The sequence below is a fragment of the Emticicia fontis genome, assembly GCF_054779675.1.
The window spans coordinates 75,338-96,387 of record NZ_BAAGXU010000014.1 but is presented as its reverse complement, the minus strand read 5'-3'; the positions used below and the strand labels follow the sequence as shown (position 1 = coordinate 96,387).

Below are 21,050 nucleotides of genomic sequence, written 5' to 3'. Positions count from 1 at the left end.
CTTATTTAGGAAGCGTTGTGTACATTTCCTTACGATTCTGATAAGGATTCTCAGATTCGTTTACTTTTAATGCTTCAGTTTTCATTTCGGTAACGGATACACGAGCATTAGGTGCTATTTGTTGCGTAGCTACCTGACCAGTGATTAACTCCAATGCTTTTTTCAACAATGTTTCGCTTTCATCACCCCATGCTTTATACGGAATCACATTATCAGTTACTGCGTAGTCAGGAGAAAAACCCTCTTTTGTGCCGTAGTTTGATTCTCCTTTTGAGTTGACTGTTTTTAATACGATTGGTTGCATACCCCATTTCCAGCGTTTTTGTGAATCTGTTATCGTTACTGAACCTACATTTTTACCATAAGTATGCGCACCAATCAGGTATACATCCATATAAGGTTTTAATCCGTTAATTACCAATTCACTGGCTGAGGCTGTTCCGGTAGAAGTCAATACAAATACACGGCTCAATGTACCCAAGTTATTCGGCTCATTTCTGAATTTGGATGGAGTAGAATAAGAAGGACGATCTTTGGTTACATTGGCATTCCAGAGGTCGGTATGAATCACATTATCTGTATTAAGGTTCTTTACAATCAATGAAGCCAGAACATCAGCAGAAGAAATATATCCACCCGGATTCAATCTTAAATCAAGTACCAATTCATTGACACCTTTGCTTTTAAACTCAGCAAATACCTGGCGAAGATTATCGTCGAAAGTACTGATAAACTGGCTATAAACCAGATACCCAATCTTCTTATTCCCTTTTTCAAAAACTGTCCAGTAGTGAACCGGATTATCCTGTACTTCGGCTTTGGTTACTTGCACAGTTGTACCTGTTGTAGAGAAAACACCACTGGCAACTTTACCTAATCCGAAAGTAGCGGTTTCGGCAGTAGTTAGTGTGCTGTAATTATTTTTATCCAACTGTGTGCCATTCACTGTTAAAATAATGTCACCACGTTTTAATCCGGCTTTTTCAGCAGGGCTACCTTTGATTACATAAGTAATAAAAAAGCCTACATTAACCTGCGAATTATCCAGATAGTAGATGGTATATTTCATGCCAAATACCTTATTGATACCATTAAGCGAGTTGGTTAACTCATCTGAGCTTTCCTGAATCCACGAAAAACGGTCTGTATTCGGATAATCGTTCAACAAAGTATAGAAATAATCGTCGGGAGCATCGTTCGTAGTTTTCTTGGCAGGCATATTGTCTGTCCAAAGATACCAGTATTTCAAATTATCGTAAATCCAGGCATTTACAGCTTCGTTCGCATTATCGGTACCGGTAGGCGTAGGGTCAGTCGTTTTATCTACTTTACAAGACAAGATACTTCCTGTCAAAAATAGACCCAAAATCAGAGATTTTGCAGGTGTAAATTTCATATTCAAAAGTATTATTTAGCGTTCAGTTATATTGACGTAAGTAATTAACGATAAGTTGCGACAATTGTTTTATTTTAGTAAATATACTTGAGTTCGGCTGAAATAACTATAATATTTCTGCCAGATTGCCCTTTATATTTTTTACCATTTTATCCAGCTCTAAATCATTCGGATCAGTTCCGAAAGGCTCTTCTATTTCTTCGGCCATAATTTCTATTCCGGCAAATGCATAAAATACCAATGTAACGATAAAAACCGACCAGAATTTGAATTCCAGAACGGCTGTAATCGGCATGGTAAATACATAAATAAATATTATCTTCTTGATAAAAATATTGTAAGAAACCGGAATCGGGGTGTTCTTAATACGCTCGCAGGCGCCAAGGTTATCCGTAAAAGATGAAATTTCGTTGTTCAGCACAATCAACTGGTCTCCATTGATAATGCCTGATTGATGTAATTGATGAATTTCATTATAAATAGCCTGAAATACTCTATTCGGGATATGCTTGAAATCCTTATAATAAGCATCATTATACGTTTCAGTAAAAACCAGATGCTCTATATGTGCTTTTCCTCTCAGATGATCCTTGACGGCCTGTAAATAATTGCCAATCATGATTTTTAAAGTTTCTTTGGCCCGATGATTTTGAGGAAGAAAAGTAGCCAGTTTTAAGGCAAAATTTCTTGAATTGTTGGTAAAACTGCCCCATATTTTGCGCCCTTCCCACCAGCGGTCATAAGCAGTATTAGTTCTGAAAACAAGTAATAAAGACAAAACAAAACCAACTAATGAATGAATAGTAAGTGGGTTCTTGATCGGAACATAATGCAAAATATCATTTTCTATGTAGGCAAATGCGGCAGTATAGGCAGCCAGACCCAACATGGCAGGTAGTAATTTACGGAAAGTGTCTGCTTTGTGGAAGTAGAAAATGAGTTTCCACCAATTCTTTGGGTTATAATCTATCATAAACTTGTGGGTAGTTGAGCTGGTATTTTTAGGATAATTAAATTGTTATGGGTGCAAATATAATTTTTTTGACGAATACAATTAAAACTGAAAAACAGAATCATTGTTCTTTTGGTTGTACTAATAAAATTAAATTTCGATGATTATTTTTAATGAATAATTCAGAAAAAAATCAGTTAATTTCTAAGAATGCTTGTATATTCGTGCCAAAACCGTTGAAAATATGAAAAAACTGCTTTATTTGGTTCGTCATGCCACCGCTGAAGAAGGAGGTAACACCCCAATGTTTCGGGATTTTGATCGCAACCTTACCTCGCATGGTATCATCGAATCGGCCCGCATGGGAAAGTTTTTAGCAGAAAAAGGAGTTAAAATTGAGTTATTAGTAAGTAGTGCTGCTGACCGTTGTAAGTCGACAGCCAAGATTTTTGCTGAACAATTACATAAAGATGCCGACGAAATTGTGTTAGATGAGGCTATTTATGGCGGAGGAGCAAGGGCTTATCTTGCTGCCTTGAACAACCTGAACGAAAAGGTAAAAACAGTGGCTATTTTTGGGCATAACCCAGATATTACTTTCTTTGCCGAATATCTTACCCGTGCCGATATTGGTGGCTCAATGGAAAAGGCTGGGGTGGTGGTCATAGAATTTGAGAATGTAAAGTGGGCTGAAATCTCGAACAAAAGTGGCAAGTTTTTGAACTATTATTCTCCGAGTAATATTGTAAAGACAGAATAGTAATTAAGTTTTGGTTTTAATCTGATGGCAAATAATACGCAGGGCAATAAAAACCGCCTAATCTTTAGAATAATCTTTATTGCATTTATAGCAATTGTACTCTGGTTTCTATATGATTTATCACGCCAGACTACTGCCCCTTGGAATAAGAAAAAACAGCTTGAACGCGCTTTCTAAAGCAACGTTCAAGCTGTTTTTATATAGTTATCTCAGCATGTGGTAAAGGAGTTGATTTAATGTATTAATCACTAAATCACTGCGCGGCAGACTGCTTATTCGCTCAATCACCGCACGGTGGACCGCTAAATTATCTAAAACGATAGCGTTGCCAACACCGGATGATGGTCAGAGGCAAATCTTCCATTCCACGACATCGAAATCGTTGCGTGCTTCTTTACTTTGAAATCAGCGTTTTTCAAAAAGATATAATCTATCCGCATACCATCCTGCTCTCTTGACTGAAAACCTGTAAAAGAACTATAAGGTCCGAAATGAGGTGTCAATGTCAGTGCTTCAGAATCCATTAAATAATCTGTTTTACTCATATCTGTCAGAATCTGGATAGGCTCCGAACTTGGTGTGGCATTGAAATCTCCGGTAATAATAGTAGGCGTAATACCAGCAATTTCTTTGATTTTGGCTAGTAATAATTTAGCACTTTCCCGGCGGGCTACTACTGCCTCGTGATCGAAATGGGTATTAAAAACAAAGAAAATTTTCTTATCGGCCATGCGCTCAAACCTGGCATAAGTAACAACACGATTATACTTGGCTTCCCAGCCCAAGCCTACTGTTTCTGGATGCTGATTCAGCCAGAAAGTGTTGGTTTCTAGCATCGTGAATTTATCTTTCCTATAAAAGATACAAGAGAATTCTCCGGCTTCTTTGCCATCATCGCGCCCCTTGCCAACCCAGGCGTAAGTGTCTGGCAATAAAGTTTCAAGGTCTTGAATCTGACTGAAAAAGGCTTCCTGCATTCCGCAAATATCAGCTTCAAAATAGGTCAGGATACTCGCCAGATTTTTCTTGCGGTTATTCCATTGATTATCTCCGTCAGAGGCAATCCCCAGACGGATATTATAAGTCATGACATTCAGGTCTTTTTGTGCAAAACTCACTTGTGTTAAACTTAAAATAAGAACGATGGGAAATAGGATTTTTTTCATAAAGCTTAAAACCAAATAATTGGATTTCTTATAGGTAAATTTCTGATTACTTCTTCTGTGCCTGGATTGTGCTCTAAAGTTTTCCAGGTTTGCAGCCATTTATCCTGCCCGAATTTAGCTGCCCCAAAAACCAGAAAAGGTTGCGCTATTGGCCAATCCTGCCAATACATTACATCTTGCTTAAAAGGCCATTGGCTTTTGTTAGCTACATAAGGATACAAAAATTCAATTCCTTTTCTGATGGTTTGCCCCTCAGGTGCCTGATATTCCCAAAGATTATCCTGTGCCGTAGAAAGAATCTGGCATAGCATCACCATCGCATCTAAATTAAACAACGAATAGCCATAAGGTTTGGTACGACTTAATTCTAAAGGGAAACTCCCATCAGCCGCCATCTGTTTAGGTAATAGGACAGTTTTATAACGATTACGGCAAAAATCAAGCAAAGTTTGATTACGAGTTAATTTAGCAAATGAAGCTACCTGCATTACCCAACAAGTACCATGATTATTCTTCGCTTCCATTTCTTCTTTGCCGTAAGGGTGGGTCGTTAGCCAGTTCAGGTATTCGGCAAACCAGTTTTTGATATTTGCCAATAGTTGCTTATCGACATTGGCAGCTTTTTCCATTGTAATAGTTCCTTGTGCTACTTCCATCAGATGAATCGTATCTATAATACCAATTCCTCTGCCGGATACTTTTCTTGTAATGGCTTGCGCATAGAGCAAGGATGGATTCATTCTGGTTGCAGGATTAACAAACCAGGCTTCCAGATGTGTAAAAGCCTGTTTTACATATCGGGGATTATTAGTCAGGACGTAAGCCGAGGCAAGAGAACCAACGATTTTGCTGAACCGAATCATGGCTAAACGATGGGCAACAAAATTATCGGGGTTAGTCATCCCATCTTTCTGAATATAAGGCCCGTCAGGATTGGTGGGGTCTGGCCACCAATAATCTCCTTCGGAATAAAAATCGTGGATGGTGCCCTGGCTACGGCTACTACTGCTAGCCGTAACGGTAATGGGAGCTTGCTGCATAGCCCAATCCGCCTCTGTCAATATCTGTTTTCTGAGGGTTTCTTTAACCTGCTGCAGGGGTTGTTGTGCCAGGACAGCCTGTGTGAATAAGAAACAATAAATGAGATATAATAAACGCATGAGGTCAATCTTATTTCGTCATAAATTTCCAGCTAACATTAGCAATGGTATTGGGTTTACCTGATTCCGTAGCAGAAATACTGCCTTTCCATTGCCCGTCAGCTTGTTTTTCTACCTTTAGTGTTCGCCATGAATAAACTCCTTTTTCATAATCAAAAGTTTCTCCATCATCATCGTATAGTCGACTGAGGCCATTTGATTTTCCATAATGACGAATCTCTAAATCCACTTTTTGATTCGGCTCAGGTGCATGCAGCATGGGTGCCATCATCGGGATAATACCACCATCTTTTACAAAAACCGGAATTTTATCAAGAGTGGCTGTAATCGTGATAATTTCTCCATTGCCTGCATAATCTCCGGTATAAAAATCATACCAGTTACCCTTGGGCAGAATCACTTTACGTGAAGTCTGCCCTGTGAAAACCGGAGCTACCATGAGGTATTCACCTGCCATATACTGGTCTTTAATTTCTTTATTCAGGGCTTCTTCATATGGATTCTCTTCCAGACTTTTCGTGTTTTTTTCTTTTCCTGATTCAGCCACAAAACCGTCTTCTAAATTAATAGCTCTGAATGGCGGTGTACCTTCAAAATGGTATTTAGCGAATTCGGTATACCAATAGGGCATCATCTGCAAGCGTAGTTGCGCTATTTGTTTTACCTCATTAGCCACATCAGGAAAAGACCAGGGTTTAGTACTGCTCGACCAGGCATTAATCATAGCCATTGGCGAAAAACAAACCGTTTGCATTCGTCGAAGCCATTCTTCACTCGTTTTTGAGGCTCTTACTTCTGGTGTCCACAATACTCCTGCAAAACCGCTATTGATTAAGGCCGTAATAAAATCCTGATGGCTGTAATTATCGTTATAGATAACATAAGGAAAAGAGACCCCTCCGGCGTTTGAACCGCGTACTAAACCATAAGTCCGGCGGTTTTTCTTGCGGAAAACTTCTGTACTGTACTTCTGTACCAATAAGCCATAAGTTTGTCTGATTTGCTCAGCGCTTCTACCTGATGGGAAGGTGGTTACATCAGGAAAAAGATAAGAATCATAGCCATCTACTTCATCAATTTTATAACCGCTTACACCAATATTAATATGGTCCTGCTCAAATTTATCAAAGAATATTTTACGTGCCTGTGGTAATGTTAAATCAGGAATGGCACCAACCCAAACTGTGTGAGAAGCTGTGAAAGGTTCAATTTTTGGATAGATTGAGGCTTTCGGAGAAACATAAGGATTGGTCCATAAATTCAGGCGAATATGCTTTTCGCTCATTTCCTTGACAAATCTGGCCGGGTCGGGGAAACGGGTTTTATCCCATTCAAAAGTGCAAGGATAGGTAGCACTTTGCCAGCCCGGTTCTAAACCAATAAAATCTAGCGGATAGCCTTTTTCTTCAAATTCTTCGGCTTCTTTTTTTACATCATCAGCTGTATAGAGGCGATTGACTCTTTGTGTGAAACCTAAACCCCAGCGTGGTGGTAAGCAACCGCCGCCATTAAAGAGATTGAAACGACGAATGACATCCATAGGCTTTGGCCCTGCAAAGACATAAAATTCAACGCCTTGTGCCGGAACCAGAATTTCTACGGCATCAGAATAGGGCTTTGCTGACCAGTTTTTATCAGTATTCCGATCCTGCAATTCTGGCGGATTTTTGCTGTCTTTTCTTACATTTGAGCCAGCGTACACATCCAGATAACGAGCTGAGTTAATGAAAACACCATATCCATTGGATGAAACATAAAATGGAGTAGGGGAGTGTGTCCGGCCATTATCGCTATTGCCATAGTGGTCAACGTGCAGGCGTAAGATTCTCCCTCTTTGGTGAATGGTCTGGAAGTTCAAGCCAAAACCATACAATTGTTCCTCTCGTGTCAGAGGAAATCGTAAATAGGTTTTTCCATCCTGAAACCTGACTACTATATCATTTTTAACTAGTGGAAAAGCTGATTGAGGTAGTTTTTGTATGGCGACTGTATTGGGCTTTACATCAGCAGCCTTTAATAAATCATAGTTTTCGGGTTTACCTACTGAAACTTTCCAGATGCCATTGCTTACTTCAACCCATTTTAAAGGTTGCGCATGGATAGAAAATGAGATAAGTAGTAAGGTGAATAGTAGTGGTTTCATAGAGGTGTAGGTTGTACCAGATTGAGGCAGAAAGGTACAACTTTTTTCTATTTTGCCAATACAATCTTACCCGATTCCAGCACAGGTTCTAGGGTAATCACAACCGACTTTGAGGTTGGTGTCTGGCTAACGTCTGCATAACTATCAATAGGTACTAATACATTGGCCTCAGGAAAATAAGTGGCTACGCATCTGGATGGAATACTGTAAGGAACCACAATAAATCTTTCAGCACTACGGGTTATACCCCCAAAATGATTGTGTAAGTTAATTACCTGATACGTCTGTAAACAGGCCTCTTTTATATCTTGTTCGTTCATCAGAATAACCCTTCGCTCATGATAAATACCTCTATAACGGTCATCCAGACCATAGACGGTTGTATTAAACTGATCATGGCTTCGAATGGTCATCATCAGATATTCGTTTTCTTTCAACTGAATTGTGTGCAAGACATTTACACTAAATTGGGCTTTTTTTGAAGCAGTAGTGAATTTTCTGTCACGTGGCGCATTGGGGAGATAAAAGCCTCCTTCTTGCCGGACTTGCCTGTTATAATTTTCAAAGCCCTCAATGCTCTTTTCAATCAAATCTCTGATATGGTCGTAGTTTGAAATGAGGAAATCCCAACTCACAGTGGAGGGCTTATTGGTGAAAGTTGCATTCGCAATTCCGGCAATAATAGCTGGTTCGCTTAGCAATGTTTCAGCTGGTGGGGTTAGTATGCCTTTGCTACTATGTACAACTCCCATCGAGTTTTCTACACTCACAAACTGATGCCCGGTAGCTTGCAGGTCAATATCGGTTCTGCCCAGACAAGGCAATATCAAGGCGGTTTTGCCATGCACTAAATGGCTACGATTAAGTTTGGTAGATACGTGCGCAGTTAAATCACAGTTTTGCAGCGCTTTAGCGGTAAATTCAGTATCAGGCGTGGCTGATAAGAAATTACCTCCCACAGCTAAAAAGACGCTCGCTTTCTTTTCGGCCATCGCTTTAATGGCTTCTACCGTATCATATCCATGCTTGCGTGGGGGCGAAAACTGGAAAACTTCTTTTAACTTATTCAGAAATTCGGGTTTAGGTTTTTCATAAATACCCATCGTGCGGTCGCCTTGCACATTTGAATGCCCGCGTACCGGACAAGTACCAGCACCCTCTTTGCCTATGCTACCTTTGAGTAATAGTAAATTCACTACTTCTTTGATCGTGGGAACAGAATTCTTGTGCTGGGTAAGGCCCATAGCCCAGCAAACGATAATCTTATCGTGTTTAATGAGCAATTCAGCCGCTTCTCTTATTTCACTAAGTGGAATACCACAATCAGATGCCAGTTTTTCTAAATCGTATTTTTTGAGGTTTTCTATTAATTCATCATATCCCTCTGTATGTTCTTTGATAAATTCTTTGTCCAGCACATTGCCTTTCTTTTCGTCTGCCTCTAATAATATTTTATTAAAAGCTTTTAATAAGGCTAAATCTCCATTAATGCGAATCTGTAAGTAGATATCTGTGAGTTTCTCTCCACCAAATACCAAATCGCGCACTTCTTGTGGGTGATTAAATTTCAATAATCCGGTTTCAATTAAGGGATTCACCGAAATAATTTTTACTCCTGCTCTTTTGGCTTTTTCAAGAGTGGTCAGCATTCTTGGGTGATTAGTACCGGGGTTTTGTCCCAGAATCATAATTACGTCTGCTTTCTCAAAATCATCCAGTTTTACTGAGCCTTTTCCCAAACCCAAAGTTTCTCCCAAAGCAGAACCGCTGGATTCATGGCACATATTGGAGCAATCAGGTAAATTGTTAGTGCCGTACATTCTCACAAAAAGCTGGTATAAGAAAGCCGCTTCATTGCTAGTTCTGCCGGAAGTGTAAAAAATCGCTTCATCAGGTGATGCCAATTGATTGAGATGTTGCCCAATTAACTGAAAAGCGTCTTCCCAAGCTATTTTTTCATAATGCGTTTGCCCTTCCCGAAGAATCATCGGGTGGGTTAAACGCCCTTGTTGCCCGAGCCAGTAATCAGATTTCTGAGAGAGTTCGGCCACTGAGTATTTCTGAAAAAATACAGGAGTTACTTTGAGCGTAGTCGCTTCTTCTGCAATGGCTTTAGCTCCGTTTTCACAGTACTCTGCTATTCTGGAACGTTCACCATCGGGGTCAGGCCATGCACAACTAGGGCAATCAATTCCTCCTTTCTGATTCAGATGCAACATTGCTTTTAACCCTCTGTTGACAGGCATTGCTCCAAAAATGTGTTTAAAAGAAGATAGTACGGCTTTTATTCCAGCCGCTTCTTTGGCAGGGTTTTCTATTTCTATACCTGTAAAATCGGTGGGTGTAAGCGAATTAACGCTTGCTATATGCTTATTTATCTGTTCTTGTTTCATAAGTTCCGGTAATTACTTCTGGGTTTCCGCTATACATATTAAAGCTGTTTTTTCTGGAAAAACCTATCAAAGCCATTCCAAAAGTCTGAGCGGTTTCAATGGCTAAACTGGAAGGTGCTCCTACACATACCATTATAGAAATACCTGCCATCACTGCTTTCTGAATCAGCTCAAAACTTGCTCTGCTGCTCATAAACAGCAAGGTATCTGAGAGTGGCAAGAGATTACGCTGCAAGGCTGCGCCGATTACTTTATCCAGCGCATTATGTCTGCCAATATCTTCACGTAGCAATAATAATTCACCTTTCTCCTGATTCTCCAGTTTTATCAATGCTGCTACATGTGAGCCGCCAGTATGTTTAAAGAAAACCTGTTTTTCTTCAACAATGTTTGCCAACTGATAAATAAAATCGGCAGAGACCTTCAATGACGAAGTGATAGGAGTGGCGCATTCCGACTGAATAGCCTCAATCGAGGCTTTGCCACAAATACCACAACTGGAAGTTGTGTATGAATAGCGTTCCAGTTTCTGAAAGTCTATTTGAATATGGGGCTGTAATTCTATTCTGACAATATTCTCCTGCAAATTTTGTTGATTATCGGTGCAATAGTGAATGGAGAGAATCTGGTCGAAATGATTAATAATGTTTTCAGTAAACAGAAATCCCATAGCCAGTTCAAAATCATGCCCTGTGGGTGTTCGCATCGTTACAGATATACTTTTTTGTTGACGGTTATCAGCTGCACCATAGCCTATTCTGATTTCCAGCGGTTCTTCAACCACTATTAAATCAGGCTTTTCAAACGGCTCTTGACCATTAAATTTAATTATATTATCAGATTTGACCGGATTGACCATGTGGCAGGATTGAATACTGTTTTATTTCGAATAATATAAGTTGTAGAATTTACAGCGTTGCAGTCTATTTAACTACCACTGAATAAACCACCGTACTCTATCAACCCCTGATTTTTGCGAATTTAAGAAATATTGAATATGTTTATGCATCATATCCATGTATTAACTAAATCGCCAGCGTTCTGTTATCCGTTGAACCCAATTTCTTCTGACCTAAACTCCTATGCAACAAAGAATTCTGATAGCGGTTTTGCCCGATAAAGACAAGCAATTATTAAGTGCAGACGAATTCATTTCTTCAAAGGATTATACAGAGCAATATATTGAAACCAGATTAATACTTACTAACGCGTCACTTCTAAATCATTTTTCTTCATCAGAATATCTTTTGCTTATTGAAACCGAAGAAACAGGCAAAATTCATAAAGTAGTTTTTGAATATGCCCGAGCAAAGAATTATGATTTTGTGGCTTTACTTTCCACTGCTCAATACCATAACCTGAAATTAGCTTTACCTAAAATTATTCTGCCGATGCAGGAGGGGAAAGCTTATATTACAATTGGTGATAAAGTGCCTGTAAGAATCGGTCTTGTTAATTTTATTCAGCGCAAGGTATTTAAAAAGAAGCTCAATCTCTTCCCGCAAATATGTATTTATCATATTGAGCATCTGGCAAGAATTCCTTACCTGTTTAATGCAGACGACGAAACCTTTGTCAATGAAATTGCTATTCAGATTGTTTTGTCAGATTTTGCCTACCAGGAAATCAGAAGCGAAGTGCCTGTTGCGATTACCTATCAGGCTAAACTGAAAATTATAGGCGTATTGCTAAGAGCGTACTTGCATACGCTGGGTATTTTTTATCTGGATAAATTCGATATTATTAAAGATAACCTTCAATATAGTTTAAAATTAGGCTATGCGAGTTCGCATACTTATGCCATTGAAGGAGTGCCCGCAGGATCGAAAGTAATTGATATAGGTGCGGGGCCGTATGGCATTGGGCATGAGCTAAAAAAGAAAAATTGCAGTGTGGTAACCTTAGATCAGTTTGATATTCCGGATGAGTTTAAATTGGATAAACATATTATTGCCGATTTGAATAAGTCCTTTTCGGTCCCTACACAGGAATACGATTGCATTCTGTTTCTTGATATATTGGAACATATCGTTAATCCTGAGCAGTTTATGTTTCAGCTATCTAAATCAATGGGGCAGAAGAAACAGAAGTTGATATTGACAACGGCGAATATTGGCTTTTTTGCGCTCAGAATTATGCTGTTTTTGGGCTATTTTAATTATGGCAAAAGTGGGATTCTTGATAAAACCCACACGCGTTTATTTACCTTCTCAACTTTTAAAAGACTCATTACCGATGCAGGGCTGAAAATCACCAGAGTAAGGGGTATTCCGGCGCCGTATCCGAAATCAATAGGAGATAATTTTTTTTCAAGAGCCTTGCTGGCTATCAATCTGGCAGGTATCTGGCTATGGAAAAATATGTTTTCGTATCAGATTTATATAGAGGCCGAGAGTACGCCTTCTGTTTTATATATGTTCCAAGAATTACTGAAGGCTGATGAAAAAAATACGATCAGCTAATTTTTTGAACTTAACCTGAATTTATTCTGAAATACTATAAATTTTCTAATTTGTGAATAAAAAGCTACTTTATTCCGCCATTGCCGTTATAACGCTCTTCAAACTTTGGCTGGCAAGCCATACGTTTGGTACTAATGATATTCTCTATTGGCGTACCTTCATGCATACTGTTGCAGAGAATGATGCAGTTTCTATTTATCGGCTCATAGGTATCTATAACCATCCGCCAATGATGAGTATGTTTCTGCTCTTTTTGAATAAAATACTGGGAGCTAGTGATACCTATTTTCCATTGCTGATGAGGATTCCAGCTATTCTGGCTGATATAGGCAACAGTCTTTTGGTTTTTTTACTGGCAAAAGAATTTATGCCTGAAAAAAAAGCAATGATATGTGGTCTTCTGGTAGCATTTAGCCCCGTATTGGTTATGGTAAGTGGATTTCATGGCAATACCGATCCGGTATTTATCTGTCTTATTCTGCTATCCTTGTATGTAATGCTAGTGAAGAAACATCTATTATTGGCAGGATTTGTTTTTGGTTGTGCTTTCAATATCAAGATTGTTCCATTGATTTGTGTACCTGCTTTCTTTTTCATTTGTCAGAACTGGAAATCCCGTATACAGTTCTTTAGCACCATGTTGATTCCACTATTTCTGGGATTTGCCTATAATCTAATCAAAGACTCAGGCGGTATTATTACCAATGTATTTTTATATAAAAGTCTGCTCGGTAATTGGGGATTTACTAAGTTATTAAGCCAATCAATAGCACTAAACAAACTGGATAGTGTGCTCAAAATCTATATTTTACTGTTTATCTCAATCAGTAGCTATCTTCTGGCTAAACAGGCTCAATATTCACAACAACCAGATAAAATACGATTGGCAGCTTTTAATAGTGGCCTTACATTCTTGATTTTCCTGGCATTGACGCCCGGTTTTTCAGTACAATACCTGAGCTGGCTTGCCCCAACGGCTATATTTTTAGGAATAGAATTATATATGGTATATAGCCTACTTGGAGGTATATTCTTATTTTCGGTGTATACATTCTGGAGTGGCGGTTTCCCCTGGGACTATGCAGATTCTCTTACCAGAGGCACATGGAGAGGGTTTTCAGAAACAATGGATGTTATATTATGGCTCTTCTTATGTATCTGGCTTATCGTTTTATTGGTAAGAGTCGCCAGACCTTTTGTTAAAGAAGAAGTACCTCTGATTTAACACCTGATTCCTATTCTCATTATTTGTAAAATAGTATTTACTTTGTAGCATAAAATTCATCTCTTACTATGAAAAAACCAATTAGCATACTCACTACCGCGTTTATTATGGCTCCATTTTTTTTGATGGCTCAATTGAATTATCCCACAACCAGAACAATAGACCAAAGGGATAATTATCATGGCACTACCGTTGCAGACCCTTACCGTTGGCTGGAAGACGACCGCTCGGCTGAAACTGCTGAATGGGTGAAGCAACAGAATCAGGTCACTTTCAGTTATCTGGAAAAAATTCCTTATCGTGAAACTTTGAAAAAGCGATTGGAGAAAATCTATAACTACGCTAAATATTCAGCGCCAAGCCGCAAAGGTGAATGGTATTATTTTTATAAAAATGATGGGTTGCAAAACCAGTCAGTATTATATCGCCAGAAAGGATTGAATGGTACACCAGAGGTCGTACTAGACCCTAACAAATTGTCTAAAGATGCTACTACCCGTCTGGCACAATTTCAATTATCGAAAGATGGTAAATATGCTGCCTATGCTTTATCAAAGGGAGGCTCTGACTGGCAGGAAATCTTTATCATGGATATGGCTACAAAAAAAGACCTGTCGGATAAAATTGAATGGGTAAAAGTTTCAGGCATTGCCTGGCAGGGAGATGGGTTTTATTATAGCCGCTATCCAAAACCGGATGGTAGCGCTCTGGCCGCAAAAAACGAAAATCATCAGGTGTTTTTTCATAAACTAGGTACTTCGCAAGAGGCTGATGCTTTGGTATTTGAAGATAAAGCCAATCCACAGCGTTTTCATACAGTGGGTACTACCGAAGACGAGCAGTTTGCTATACTTACAGTAAGCGACCGTGGTAAAGGGAAAGATGGGAATGCCTTGTTTTATAAAGAAGGCAATGCCAAAGCATTCAAGCCAGTAGTAGCTGAGGTAACAGATTTCTCGTATGGCGTACTTGAAAATGTAGGTAAAACCCTGTTGATTCAAACGAATAAAGATGCTAAAAACGAAAAGATTGAAAGTTTCGATACTGCTAACGGTTCATGGAAATCAGTAGTGGCTGAGCAGCCTGAGCCTTTGCAATCATCAAGTGTAGCAGGTGGGAAATTGTTTTTGACTTATCTGAAAGATGTAACTACCCGTGCTTATGTGTATGATGTGAAAGGAAAGCTGGAGAATGAAATCAAATTGCCGGGCTTAGGAACAGCCTCAGGTTTTGGGGGTAATGCCGACGACAAAGCAGTGTTTTATACCTTCACTTCGTTCACATCACCTTCTACTATTTTCAGCTATGATATAGCTACTAAACAAAGCACTGTTTTCCGTGCACCGGAAGTTGATTTCAAAGCATCTGATTTTGAAACCAAACAAGTGTTTTACCCAAGTAAAGACGGCACCAAGATTCCTATGTTTATTGTTTATAAAAAAGGAATCAACCTGAATGGGCAAAACCCTACATTATTATATGGATATGGGGGCTTTAATATTAGTTTAAATCCTGCCTTTAGTCCTTTGTTGATTCCTTTTCTGGAACAAGGTGGTGTTTTTGCACAAGCCAATTTAAGAGGAGGTAGCGAATATGGTGAGAAGTGGCATGAACAAGGAATGAAACTGAAAAAACAGAATGTATTTGACGATTTCATTGCAGCAGGCGAATACCTGATAGCACAGAAATATTGTGATAATGCACACCTTGCCATTCGTGGTGGTTCAAACGGTGGGCTTTTGGTAGGTGCAGTGATGAACCAAAGACCAGAATTAGCCAGAGTAGCGATTCCACAGGTAGGGGTAATGGATATGCTTCGTTTCCAGAAATTTACTATCGGCTGGAACTGGATTGCAGATTATGGCTCGGCTGATAATGCGGATGAATTTAAAGCATTGTATGCCTACTCTCCCTTACATAATATTAAAGAGGGAGTAAATTATCCGGCCACATTGATTACAACTGCCGACCATGACGATCGTGTTGTGCCTGCGCATTCATTCAAATATGCAGCTACTTTACAAGCAAAAGCTGGCAAAAGCAGTAGCAATCCTTTGTTAATCAGAATTGACACCAATTCAGGTCATGGTGCCAGTAATACCGCTAAAAACATAGAACAAATAGCCGATATTTATGCCTTCATCTGGTGGAATATGGGGACAGTATTAAATTTGTAAATAGATATTAAGCAAGAGAAGTCAAACTACTTCTCTTGCTTTTATTTCCACCAATAGCCTAAAGAAACTATTCAACCATCGATGAAAAAAAATCAGGATTTTCCTTGGCTTTATTTTGCCTTAGTTATTGTTGTCGCCTGTGTTGTTTACAGCAATCACTTTAACAATGCTTTTCATTTTGATGATTCTCATACCATTGAAAACAACCTTTATATAAGGAATCTGAAAAACATTCCTTCGTTTTTCACAGATGCTACTACCTTTAGTACCCTTCCCTCCAACCAGTCCTATCGTCCGATTGTAAGTACTTCGCTGGCAATAGATTATTGGTTAGGAGGTGGATATAATCTGTTTTATTTTCATCTATCAAGCTTCATTCTATTTTTACTACAAGGGGGAATGATGCTATTCTTTTTTTTGAAAATATTCAATATTTCCTACAAAAACGATTGGAATATTTATCTGGCTTTGGGTGGAACAGCCTGGTATTTATTGCACCCGGCTATGGCTGAAACGGTAAATTATGTCATTGCTCGCTCAGATATCCAATCTACTTTTTTTGTTATACTGGCTTTTCTCTTATATACTTATTCTCCTTTTTGTAAAAAGACATTTCTTTACCTCATTCCCGTGGGCATTGGTGCATTGGCTAAGCCTCCGGCAGTAATGTTTGCACCGATATTATTTTTTTATATTACCTTATTTGAGAAAAAACTGAGTTTGACAGACTTTTTCAGGGCTGCAAATTTTAAACAAGTCGGTAAAAGTATACTAGAAGTTATTCCGGCGTTTGTTTTTTGTGGCTTAATGTATTGGTGGGTTGATAAATTTACGCCACATACCTGGCAGGCAGGGGGCAATTCTCCATTACTTTATCTGATTACTCAGCCTTTCGTAATCGGCTATTATTTTGTTACGCTTTTCTTTCCGATTCATTTAAGCGCTGATACTGACTGGCAACTTTTATCAAATATCTGGAATATCCGTTTTTTTATTGGTTGTGTTTTTATTGTATTGATGCTGTGGGTAGCCATATTTACCTCAAAAAAAACAACTAACCGACCAATCAGCTTTGGTATTGTATGGTTTTTTCTGGCGCTTATTCCAACTTCCAGCATTATTCCTTTAGCTGAGGTAATGAACGATCACCGGATGTATTTCCCTTTTGTAGGACTTATACTGAGTGTTATCTGGACAATTGGCTTGATATTGATGAAGTATCAAACATTCTACCAGAAGTATGCTACGTTCATCTTTTCAGGCATCGGGATTATTCTGGTAGCTTATGCCGTGGGCACTTATCAGAGAAATAAGGTATGGGCAACAGAAGAAACCTTATGGTATGATGTAACGGTGAAAAGTCCCGGAAATTCAAGAGGTTTGATGAATTATGGACTATCCAAAATGGGCAAAGGAGAATACACAGAAGCAGATAAATACTTTACTCAGGCATTGGTACTCGCACCTGATTACCCTACGCTACATATCAATATGGGTGTACTGAAAGAGGCAACGGGAGATAAACTTAATGCTGAACAATATTTTAAAAGTGCCTTAGCTGCCAATAGCCTGACGGCTGAACCTTGGTTTTTTTATGGTCGTTTTCTATTTAATCAATTGAGATATTCAGAAGCTTCACCATATTTATCAAAAGCTATTGAGATTTCGCCGGCATATTTACCGGCGCGGGAGTTGTTGATGAAAATATACGATCAGCAAGAAGATTTTGCCAAATTGAAAGCACTAGCGGAATCTACACTGCAAATAGCACCTGCTAGTATTGATGCCCAACTTTTCAAACAATCTGCTGAACTAAGAAAGAGTCAACTAGCTTTGCAAAGAGACGAAGTCAGCAAGAACCCAAGCCCTGAAAAATTTCTGAATCTGGGGCTGGCCTATTATCAGGTAGGGAAGTATAAAGAAAGCATTGAGGTAAATAGTGAGGCTATTCAGCTAAACCCTGATTATGCAGAAGCCTATAATAATATCGGCTCGGCTTATAATTTGCTCAAAGAATATGATAAAGCGCAGGAATATCTGAAAAAAGCGATTCAGCTAAAACCTGATTTTCAACTGGCAAAAAATAATCTGGCAGTTGCAGAAAACAGTATAAATGAGGTGGGTAATGCAGAAAAATTGGCCCAACAAAAACCGTCACCTGAGAATTATATCAGCCTGAGCCTGGTATATTTTAATCATAATATGTTTGAAAAATGTATCGAAGCCTGTAAGAAAGCATTAACCTTGAAACCTGATTATGATTTGGCTTATAACAATATCTGTGCAGCCTATAATAGATTGAAGCAATGGGATATGGCTATTGCCGAAGGTGAGAAAGGATTGAAGATTAATCCGAATAATACTTTATTAAGAAATAACCTTACAGAGGCTTATCAGAACCAGAAAAGATAATCAATTTTTAAGATTTCAATTATATGGAAGAAACGACATCTACTGCGCCTAAATATAAAAAAAGTTTGATTATAGGAGGAATTATCGTTCTATTATTATTGCCCTTATTGCTATTATTTAATAATACATCTGATTCCGCGTCTACTGGAGTAGATAAAGCCTCAGAAATACCTGCTCTGGAAAATAAGGTAAAAACACACCCTGATTATGCCAATTTAGTTAATCTGTCGGTAGCTTATATTAATAATAATATGCCTACTAGCGCTACTCCGTATCTCGAGCAGGCGCTGCAATTGATGCCTAATAGTGCGGTAGTGTATAATAATCTGGGTGTGGTAAATATTATGACCCGAAATTTCTCTTTGGCAATAGATTATTGCCAGAAAGCCATTGCATTGGATGCTAATCTGGAGTTAGCCAAAAATAACCTGAAATGGGCTAATAATGAAATAGCAAATACTCAAAACCAGATAGCAGAACTGGAAAAAAAGCCTGAGGCTGAAAAGAATACAGATTATTATATTCAGCTAGGACTTTTGCATCTATATCTGGGAAGCTATGACAAGAGTATAAGTGTTTGGGAAGAAGGACTCAAAAAAGAAAATAATAACACGTCTTTCATCAATAATATCGGAACGGCTATGGTGCTGAAAAAACAATATGATGAAGCCATCGTAAAATTCAATCAGGTTTTAGCGATTGAACCCAACAATCAATTAGCTAAAAACAACATAGATTGGGCTAATGCTGAAAAAATGAAAGTTGGCGTCGCTAAGGAATAATCTTCTCTGTTCTGAGCAAGTCGTAACTGATTGGATCATAAATCTTTCTTATTACAAAAAACTTGCGATAATTGATGATGTCGTAAGACATCAGAATCAGGATTATAGCTACTAAACCAAAGTTTTTTCTGGCTGCTGGAAGTTTAATATAAGAAAGGGTATTGATAAGGAAAAATATGCTACAAATTCGGATAAGTACATCTAGCTGAACAACGTATCTTACATTCTTAGGGAGAAAGTTATAAATAACTAAAGAATAGGCTATATAGAGAAGAATGATAGAAATAACCGGATGTTTTTTGGATTGAATAAGGTAATAAGTAATAGATACCAAAAACAGAAGGATAGTCAAAGGCGATAATAAGAGAAAATTGATAATATATAGATACCAGGGTCCTGAATTATAGTTTTTTACATAATCTATCAATGTATTGCTGGAAACATTATTTCGTATAAGCACTTTTACAATTGCAATAATCGAAGAAAAATCTCCTACCAGAAGCATGACGATTAATCCGCTTATCAGAACGGGTAATACTACTGAACCTATGATATGCCAGTTTAAGATGGCTGATTTTTTTTGAGAATATCTATAATAGAGTAGGGTTAGTGTATAAAATGGAATCAGAAATCCTCCTGTCTCTTTTACCAAAATATTAAGTACCAGTGCACTTATGAAATAGATAAATCGCTTATTGCTGGGTGATTGAATGTATTGGATAAAGGTGAATAATACCAGAATATGAAAAAAACAGGAATCTACATCTGATAAAGCCCGTCCTGAAAGACTACAAAGCAATGGAGAAACCGTTACGATACACGACATAATGGTTGCCGTCTTTTCGTCGAACCATTTTTTGAGAAATATAAATAAGGTTGTATTTAAAAGGATAAAAAAGAAAAGAGAGAGAAAAGACAAAGATTGAATAGAGACATTGAAACTAACGGCAATAGTAGCCAGAAGAATATGCCCCACACGCAACGGATTCGGGAAAAGTTGCTCCTGATTGGCATTTTGAACAAACTCATCACACAAAATCTTGAATCCCGAAAAACCTTCTACTTTTACCTGTAAAGCCTGTCTGAAATATGTACCTTCATCTGCCCCATAAAAGTATTGATTAAGTGCCGGGAAATTGGAGTAGATATAAATAGCTATTGCATACAAAACATAAGTCGATAGCAATAAAAACTGATATTTTCTGAAACCCGATTGTTTTGTAGTGGCCGATGGACTCATGTCAGGAATGGGGCATTACGGATAAATAATAAAAGAACCGACTATCTTGCAATTATAGGGGTTTATTTCCGGATATAAGAGAAAAACATAGCAATGCTTACTTTAATCATATAATAAATACTGGATAAAGAACGAATGGATGATTGCCCTCCCTGACGTTCTTTCATCACTACTGCTATTTCTTCAATAGCCAGTTTTGCCTTGGCAAATACCACTAATGATTCTGGCTCAGGATATTCATCAGGGTAGTTTTGAGCAGCTATAGCGATTGCTTTTTTATCAAACAAACGGAAACCGGAAGTAATATCCAGCACGCGTTTACCTGTAAATAATTGATTGAGCATATGAAAATAGGCTATGCCGCTACGACGGAGAAGCGAAGATTGAAAACCTTCTCGGGCAATAAACCTTGAACCTATAATAACATTTGCCTGAGTTTTTTCATGATGTGCCAATAATTTGGCCAGTTCGGCAGGAGGATGCTGCCCATCTCCATCCATTTGTACGGCTAAATCATAATTATTCCTATAAGCATATGTATAGCCTGTTTGCATAGCCCCACCAATACCCAGATTGACGGGTAGATTGAGCACAATAATAGGGAATGAGCGTATAACGGAGAGCGTATTATCAGTTGAGCAATCGTTTACAACGGCGATGTCTAAAGCATAAGCCGTTTTTAAAGCCAGAAGTTCGGTCAATAGCTTAGCAATAGAAGCCTCTTCATTGAAACAGGGGATAATGATTAATAATTTCTTTTTATGGTGTGGCATAATTAGAAG

General features: G+C 38.4%; 15 protein-coding genes. 6 read left to right on the top strand and 9 right to left on the bottom strand.

Annotation, left to right across the window (positions count from 1 at the left end):
• Window position 1 precedes the first annotated feature (1 nt).
• Entirely contained in the window at window positions 2-1,396 is a 1,395-nt protein-coding gene (locus ACYVFA_RS08525) for a S41 family peptidase (RefSeq protein WP_460471395.1), read from the bottom strand.
• Window positions 1,397-1,502: 106 nt separating this feature from the next.
• Window positions 1,503-2,369: a bestrophin family protein gene (locus tag ACYVFA_RS08520; RefSeq protein ID WP_460471394.1), complete on the bottom strand. Its 867-nt coding sequence runs from the start codon at window positions 2,367-2,369 to the stop codon at window positions 1,503-1,505.
• Window positions 2,370-2,592: 223 nt separating this feature from the next.
• On the opposite strand from ACYVFA_RS08520, the gene ACYVFA_RS08515 reads away from it, so the two are divergent.
• Window positions 2,593-3,108: a SixA phosphatase family protein gene (locus ACYVFA_RS08515; RefSeq protein ID WP_460471393.1), complete on the top strand. Its 516-nt coding sequence runs from the start codon at window positions 2,593-2,595 to the stop codon at window positions 3,106-3,108.
• A gap of 311 nt (window positions 3,109-3,419) precedes the next feature.
• Here the strand turns inward: ACYVFA_RS08515 and ACYVFA_RS08510 are convergent, their stop codons facing one another.
• The 5 genes from ACYVFA_RS08510 to fdhD are packed head-to-tail and all read right to left on the bottom strand — an operon-like array spanning window position 3,420 to window position 10,829.
• Window positions 3,420-4,274: an endonuclease/exonuclease/phosphatase family protein gene (locus ACYVFA_RS08510; protein ID WP_460471392.1), complete on the bottom strand. Its 855-nt coding sequence runs from the start codon at window positions 4,272-4,274 to the stop codon at window positions 3,420-3,422.
• Between the two features lie 5 nt (window positions 4,275-4,279).
• Complete coding sequence (locus ACYVFA_RS08505; RefSeq protein ID WP_460471391.1) at window positions 4,280-5,434, bottom strand: alginate lyase family protein; 1,155 nt, start codon at window positions 5,432-5,434, stop codon at window positions 4,280-4,282.
• Between the two features lie 10 nt (window positions 5,435-5,444).
• Window positions 5,445-7,577 carry a glycoside hydrolase family 31 protein gene (locus tag ACYVFA_RS08500; protein WP_460471390.1) on the bottom strand — a complete coding sequence of 711 codons (2,133 nt, stop codon included), beginning with the start codon at window positions 7,575-7,577 and terminating at the stop codon, window positions 5,445-5,447.
• Between the two features lie 47 nt (window positions 7,578-7,624).
• Entirely contained in the window at window positions 7,625-9,970 is a 2,346-nt protein-coding gene (locus tag ACYVFA_RS08495) for an FdhF/YdeP family oxidoreductase (RefSeq protein ID WP_460471389.1), read from the bottom strand.
• On the bottom strand, window positions 9,948-10,829 hold the full coding sequence (gene fdhD / locus ACYVFA_RS08490) for a formate dehydrogenase accessory sulfurtransferase FdhD (RefSeq protein ID WP_460471388.1): 882 nt from the start codon (window positions 10,827-10,829) through the stop codon (window positions 9,948-9,950). Before fdhD ends, ACYVFA_RS08495 begins: the two co-directional genes overlap by 23 nt.
• Window positions 10,830-11,052: 223 nt before the next feature.
• Here fdhD and ACYVFA_RS08485 point away from each other — a divergent pair, with 223 nt between their 5' ends.
• The 5 genes from ACYVFA_RS08485 (at window position 11,053) to ACYVFA_RS08465 (ending at window position 19,028) form a co-directional block, all read left to right on the top strand.
• Window positions 11,053-12,432 carry a class I SAM-dependent methyltransferase gene (locus ACYVFA_RS08485; RefSeq protein ID WP_460471387.1) on the top strand — a complete coding sequence of 460 codons (1,380 nt, stop codon included), beginning with the start codon at window positions 11,053-11,055 and terminating at the stop codon, window positions 12,430-12,432.
• A 52-nt stretch (window positions 12,433-12,484) separates the two neighbouring features.
• Window positions 12,485-13,657 (top strand): glycosyltransferase family 39 protein, encoded by a 1,173-nt coding sequence (locus tag ACYVFA_RS08480; protein WP_460471386.1) that lies wholly within the window; start codon window positions 12,485-12,487, stop codon window positions 13,655-13,657.
• A 107-nt stretch (window positions 13,658-13,764) separates the two neighbouring features.
• Window positions 13,765-15,834, top strand: a complete 2,070-nt coding sequence (locus tag ACYVFA_RS08475; protein ID WP_460471399.1) for a prolyl oligopeptidase family serine peptidase — start codon at window positions 13,765-13,767, stop codon at window positions 15,832-15,834.
• 81 nt (window positions 15,835-15,915) lie between these two features.
• Window positions 15,916-18,246: a tetratricopeptide repeat protein gene (locus tag ACYVFA_RS08470; protein ID WP_460471385.1), complete on the top strand. Its 2,331-nt coding sequence runs from the start codon at window positions 15,916-15,918 to the stop codon at window positions 18,244-18,246.
• A 23-nt stretch (window positions 18,247-18,269) separates the two neighbouring features.
• Window positions 18,270-19,028 carry a tetratricopeptide repeat protein gene (locus ACYVFA_RS08465; protein WP_460471384.1) on the top strand — a complete coding sequence of 253 codons (759 nt, stop codon included), beginning with the start codon at window positions 18,270-18,272 and terminating at the stop codon, window positions 19,026-19,028.
• Here the strand turns inward: ACYVFA_RS08465 and ACYVFA_RS08460 are convergent.
• Window positions 19,018-20,268 carry a hypothetical protein gene (locus ACYVFA_RS08460; RefSeq protein ID WP_460471383.1) on the bottom strand — a complete coding sequence of 417 codons (1,251 nt, stop codon included), beginning with the start codon at window positions 20,266-20,268 and terminating at the stop codon, window positions 19,018-19,020. The genes ACYVFA_RS08465 and ACYVFA_RS08460 overlap by 11 nt on opposite strands.
• Before the next feature lie 62 nt (window positions 20,269-20,330).
• Window positions 20,331-21,041, bottom strand: a complete 711-nt coding sequence (locus ACYVFA_RS08455) for a glycosyltransferase family 2 protein (RefSeq protein WP_460471382.1) — start codon at window positions 21,039-21,041, stop codon at window positions 20,331-20,333.
• Between the last annotated feature and the right edge of the window lie 9 nt (window positions 21,042-21,050).

Coding starts and splice junctions, on each gene's coding strand:
- fdhD (WP_460471388.1), bottom strand. CDS start 10,829: ATGGTCAATCCGGTCAAATCTGATAATATAATTAAATTTAATGGTCAA.
- ACYVFA_RS08475 (WP_460471399.1), top strand. CDS start 13,765: ATGGCTCCATTTTTTTTGATGGCTCAATTGAATTATCCCACAACCAGA.
- ACYVFA_RS08470 (WP_460471385.1), top strand. CDS start 15,916: ATGAAAAAAAATCAGGATTTTCCTTGGCTTTATTTTGCCTTAGTTATT.
- ACYVFA_RS08505 (WP_460471391.1), bottom strand. CDS start 5,434: ATGCGTTTATTATATCTCATTTATTGTTTCTTATTCACACAGGCTGTC.
- ACYVFA_RS08495 (WP_460471389.1), bottom strand. CDS start 9,970: ATGAAACAAGAACAGATAAATAAGCATATAGCAAGCGTTAATTCGCTT.
- ACYVFA_RS08525 (WP_460471395.1), bottom strand. CDS start 1,396: ATGAAATTTACACCTGCAAAATCTCTGATTTTGGGTCTATTTTTGACA.
- ACYVFA_RS08485 (WP_460471387.1), top strand. CDS start 11,053: ATGCAACAAAGAATTCTGATAGCGGTTTTGCCCGATAAAGACAAGCAA.
- ACYVFA_RS08460 (WP_460471383.1), bottom strand. CDS start 20,268: ATGAGTCCATCGGCCACTACAAAACAATCGGGTTTCAGAAAATATCAG.
- ACYVFA_RS08465 (WP_460471384.1), top strand. CDS start 18,270: ATGGAAGAAACGACATCTACTGCGCCTAAATATAAAAAAAGTTTGATT.
- ACYVFA_RS08455 (WP_460471382.1), bottom strand. CDS start 21,041: ATGCCACACCATAAAAAGAAATTATTAATCATTATCCCCTGTTTCAAT.
- ACYVFA_RS08515 (WP_460471393.1), top strand. CDS start 2,593: ATGAAAAAACTGCTTTATTTGGTTCGTCATGCCACCGCTGAAGAAGGA.
- ACYVFA_RS08520 (WP_460471394.1), bottom strand. CDS start 2,369: ATGATAGATTATAACCCAAAGAATTGGTGGAAACTCATTTTCTACTTC.
- ACYVFA_RS08510 (WP_460471392.1), bottom strand. CDS start 4,274: ATGAAAAAAATCCTATTTCCCATCGTTCTTATTTTAAGTTTAACACAA.
- ACYVFA_RS08500 (WP_460471390.1), bottom strand. CDS start 7,577: ATGAAACCACTACTATTCACCTTACTACTTATCTCATTTTCTATCCAT.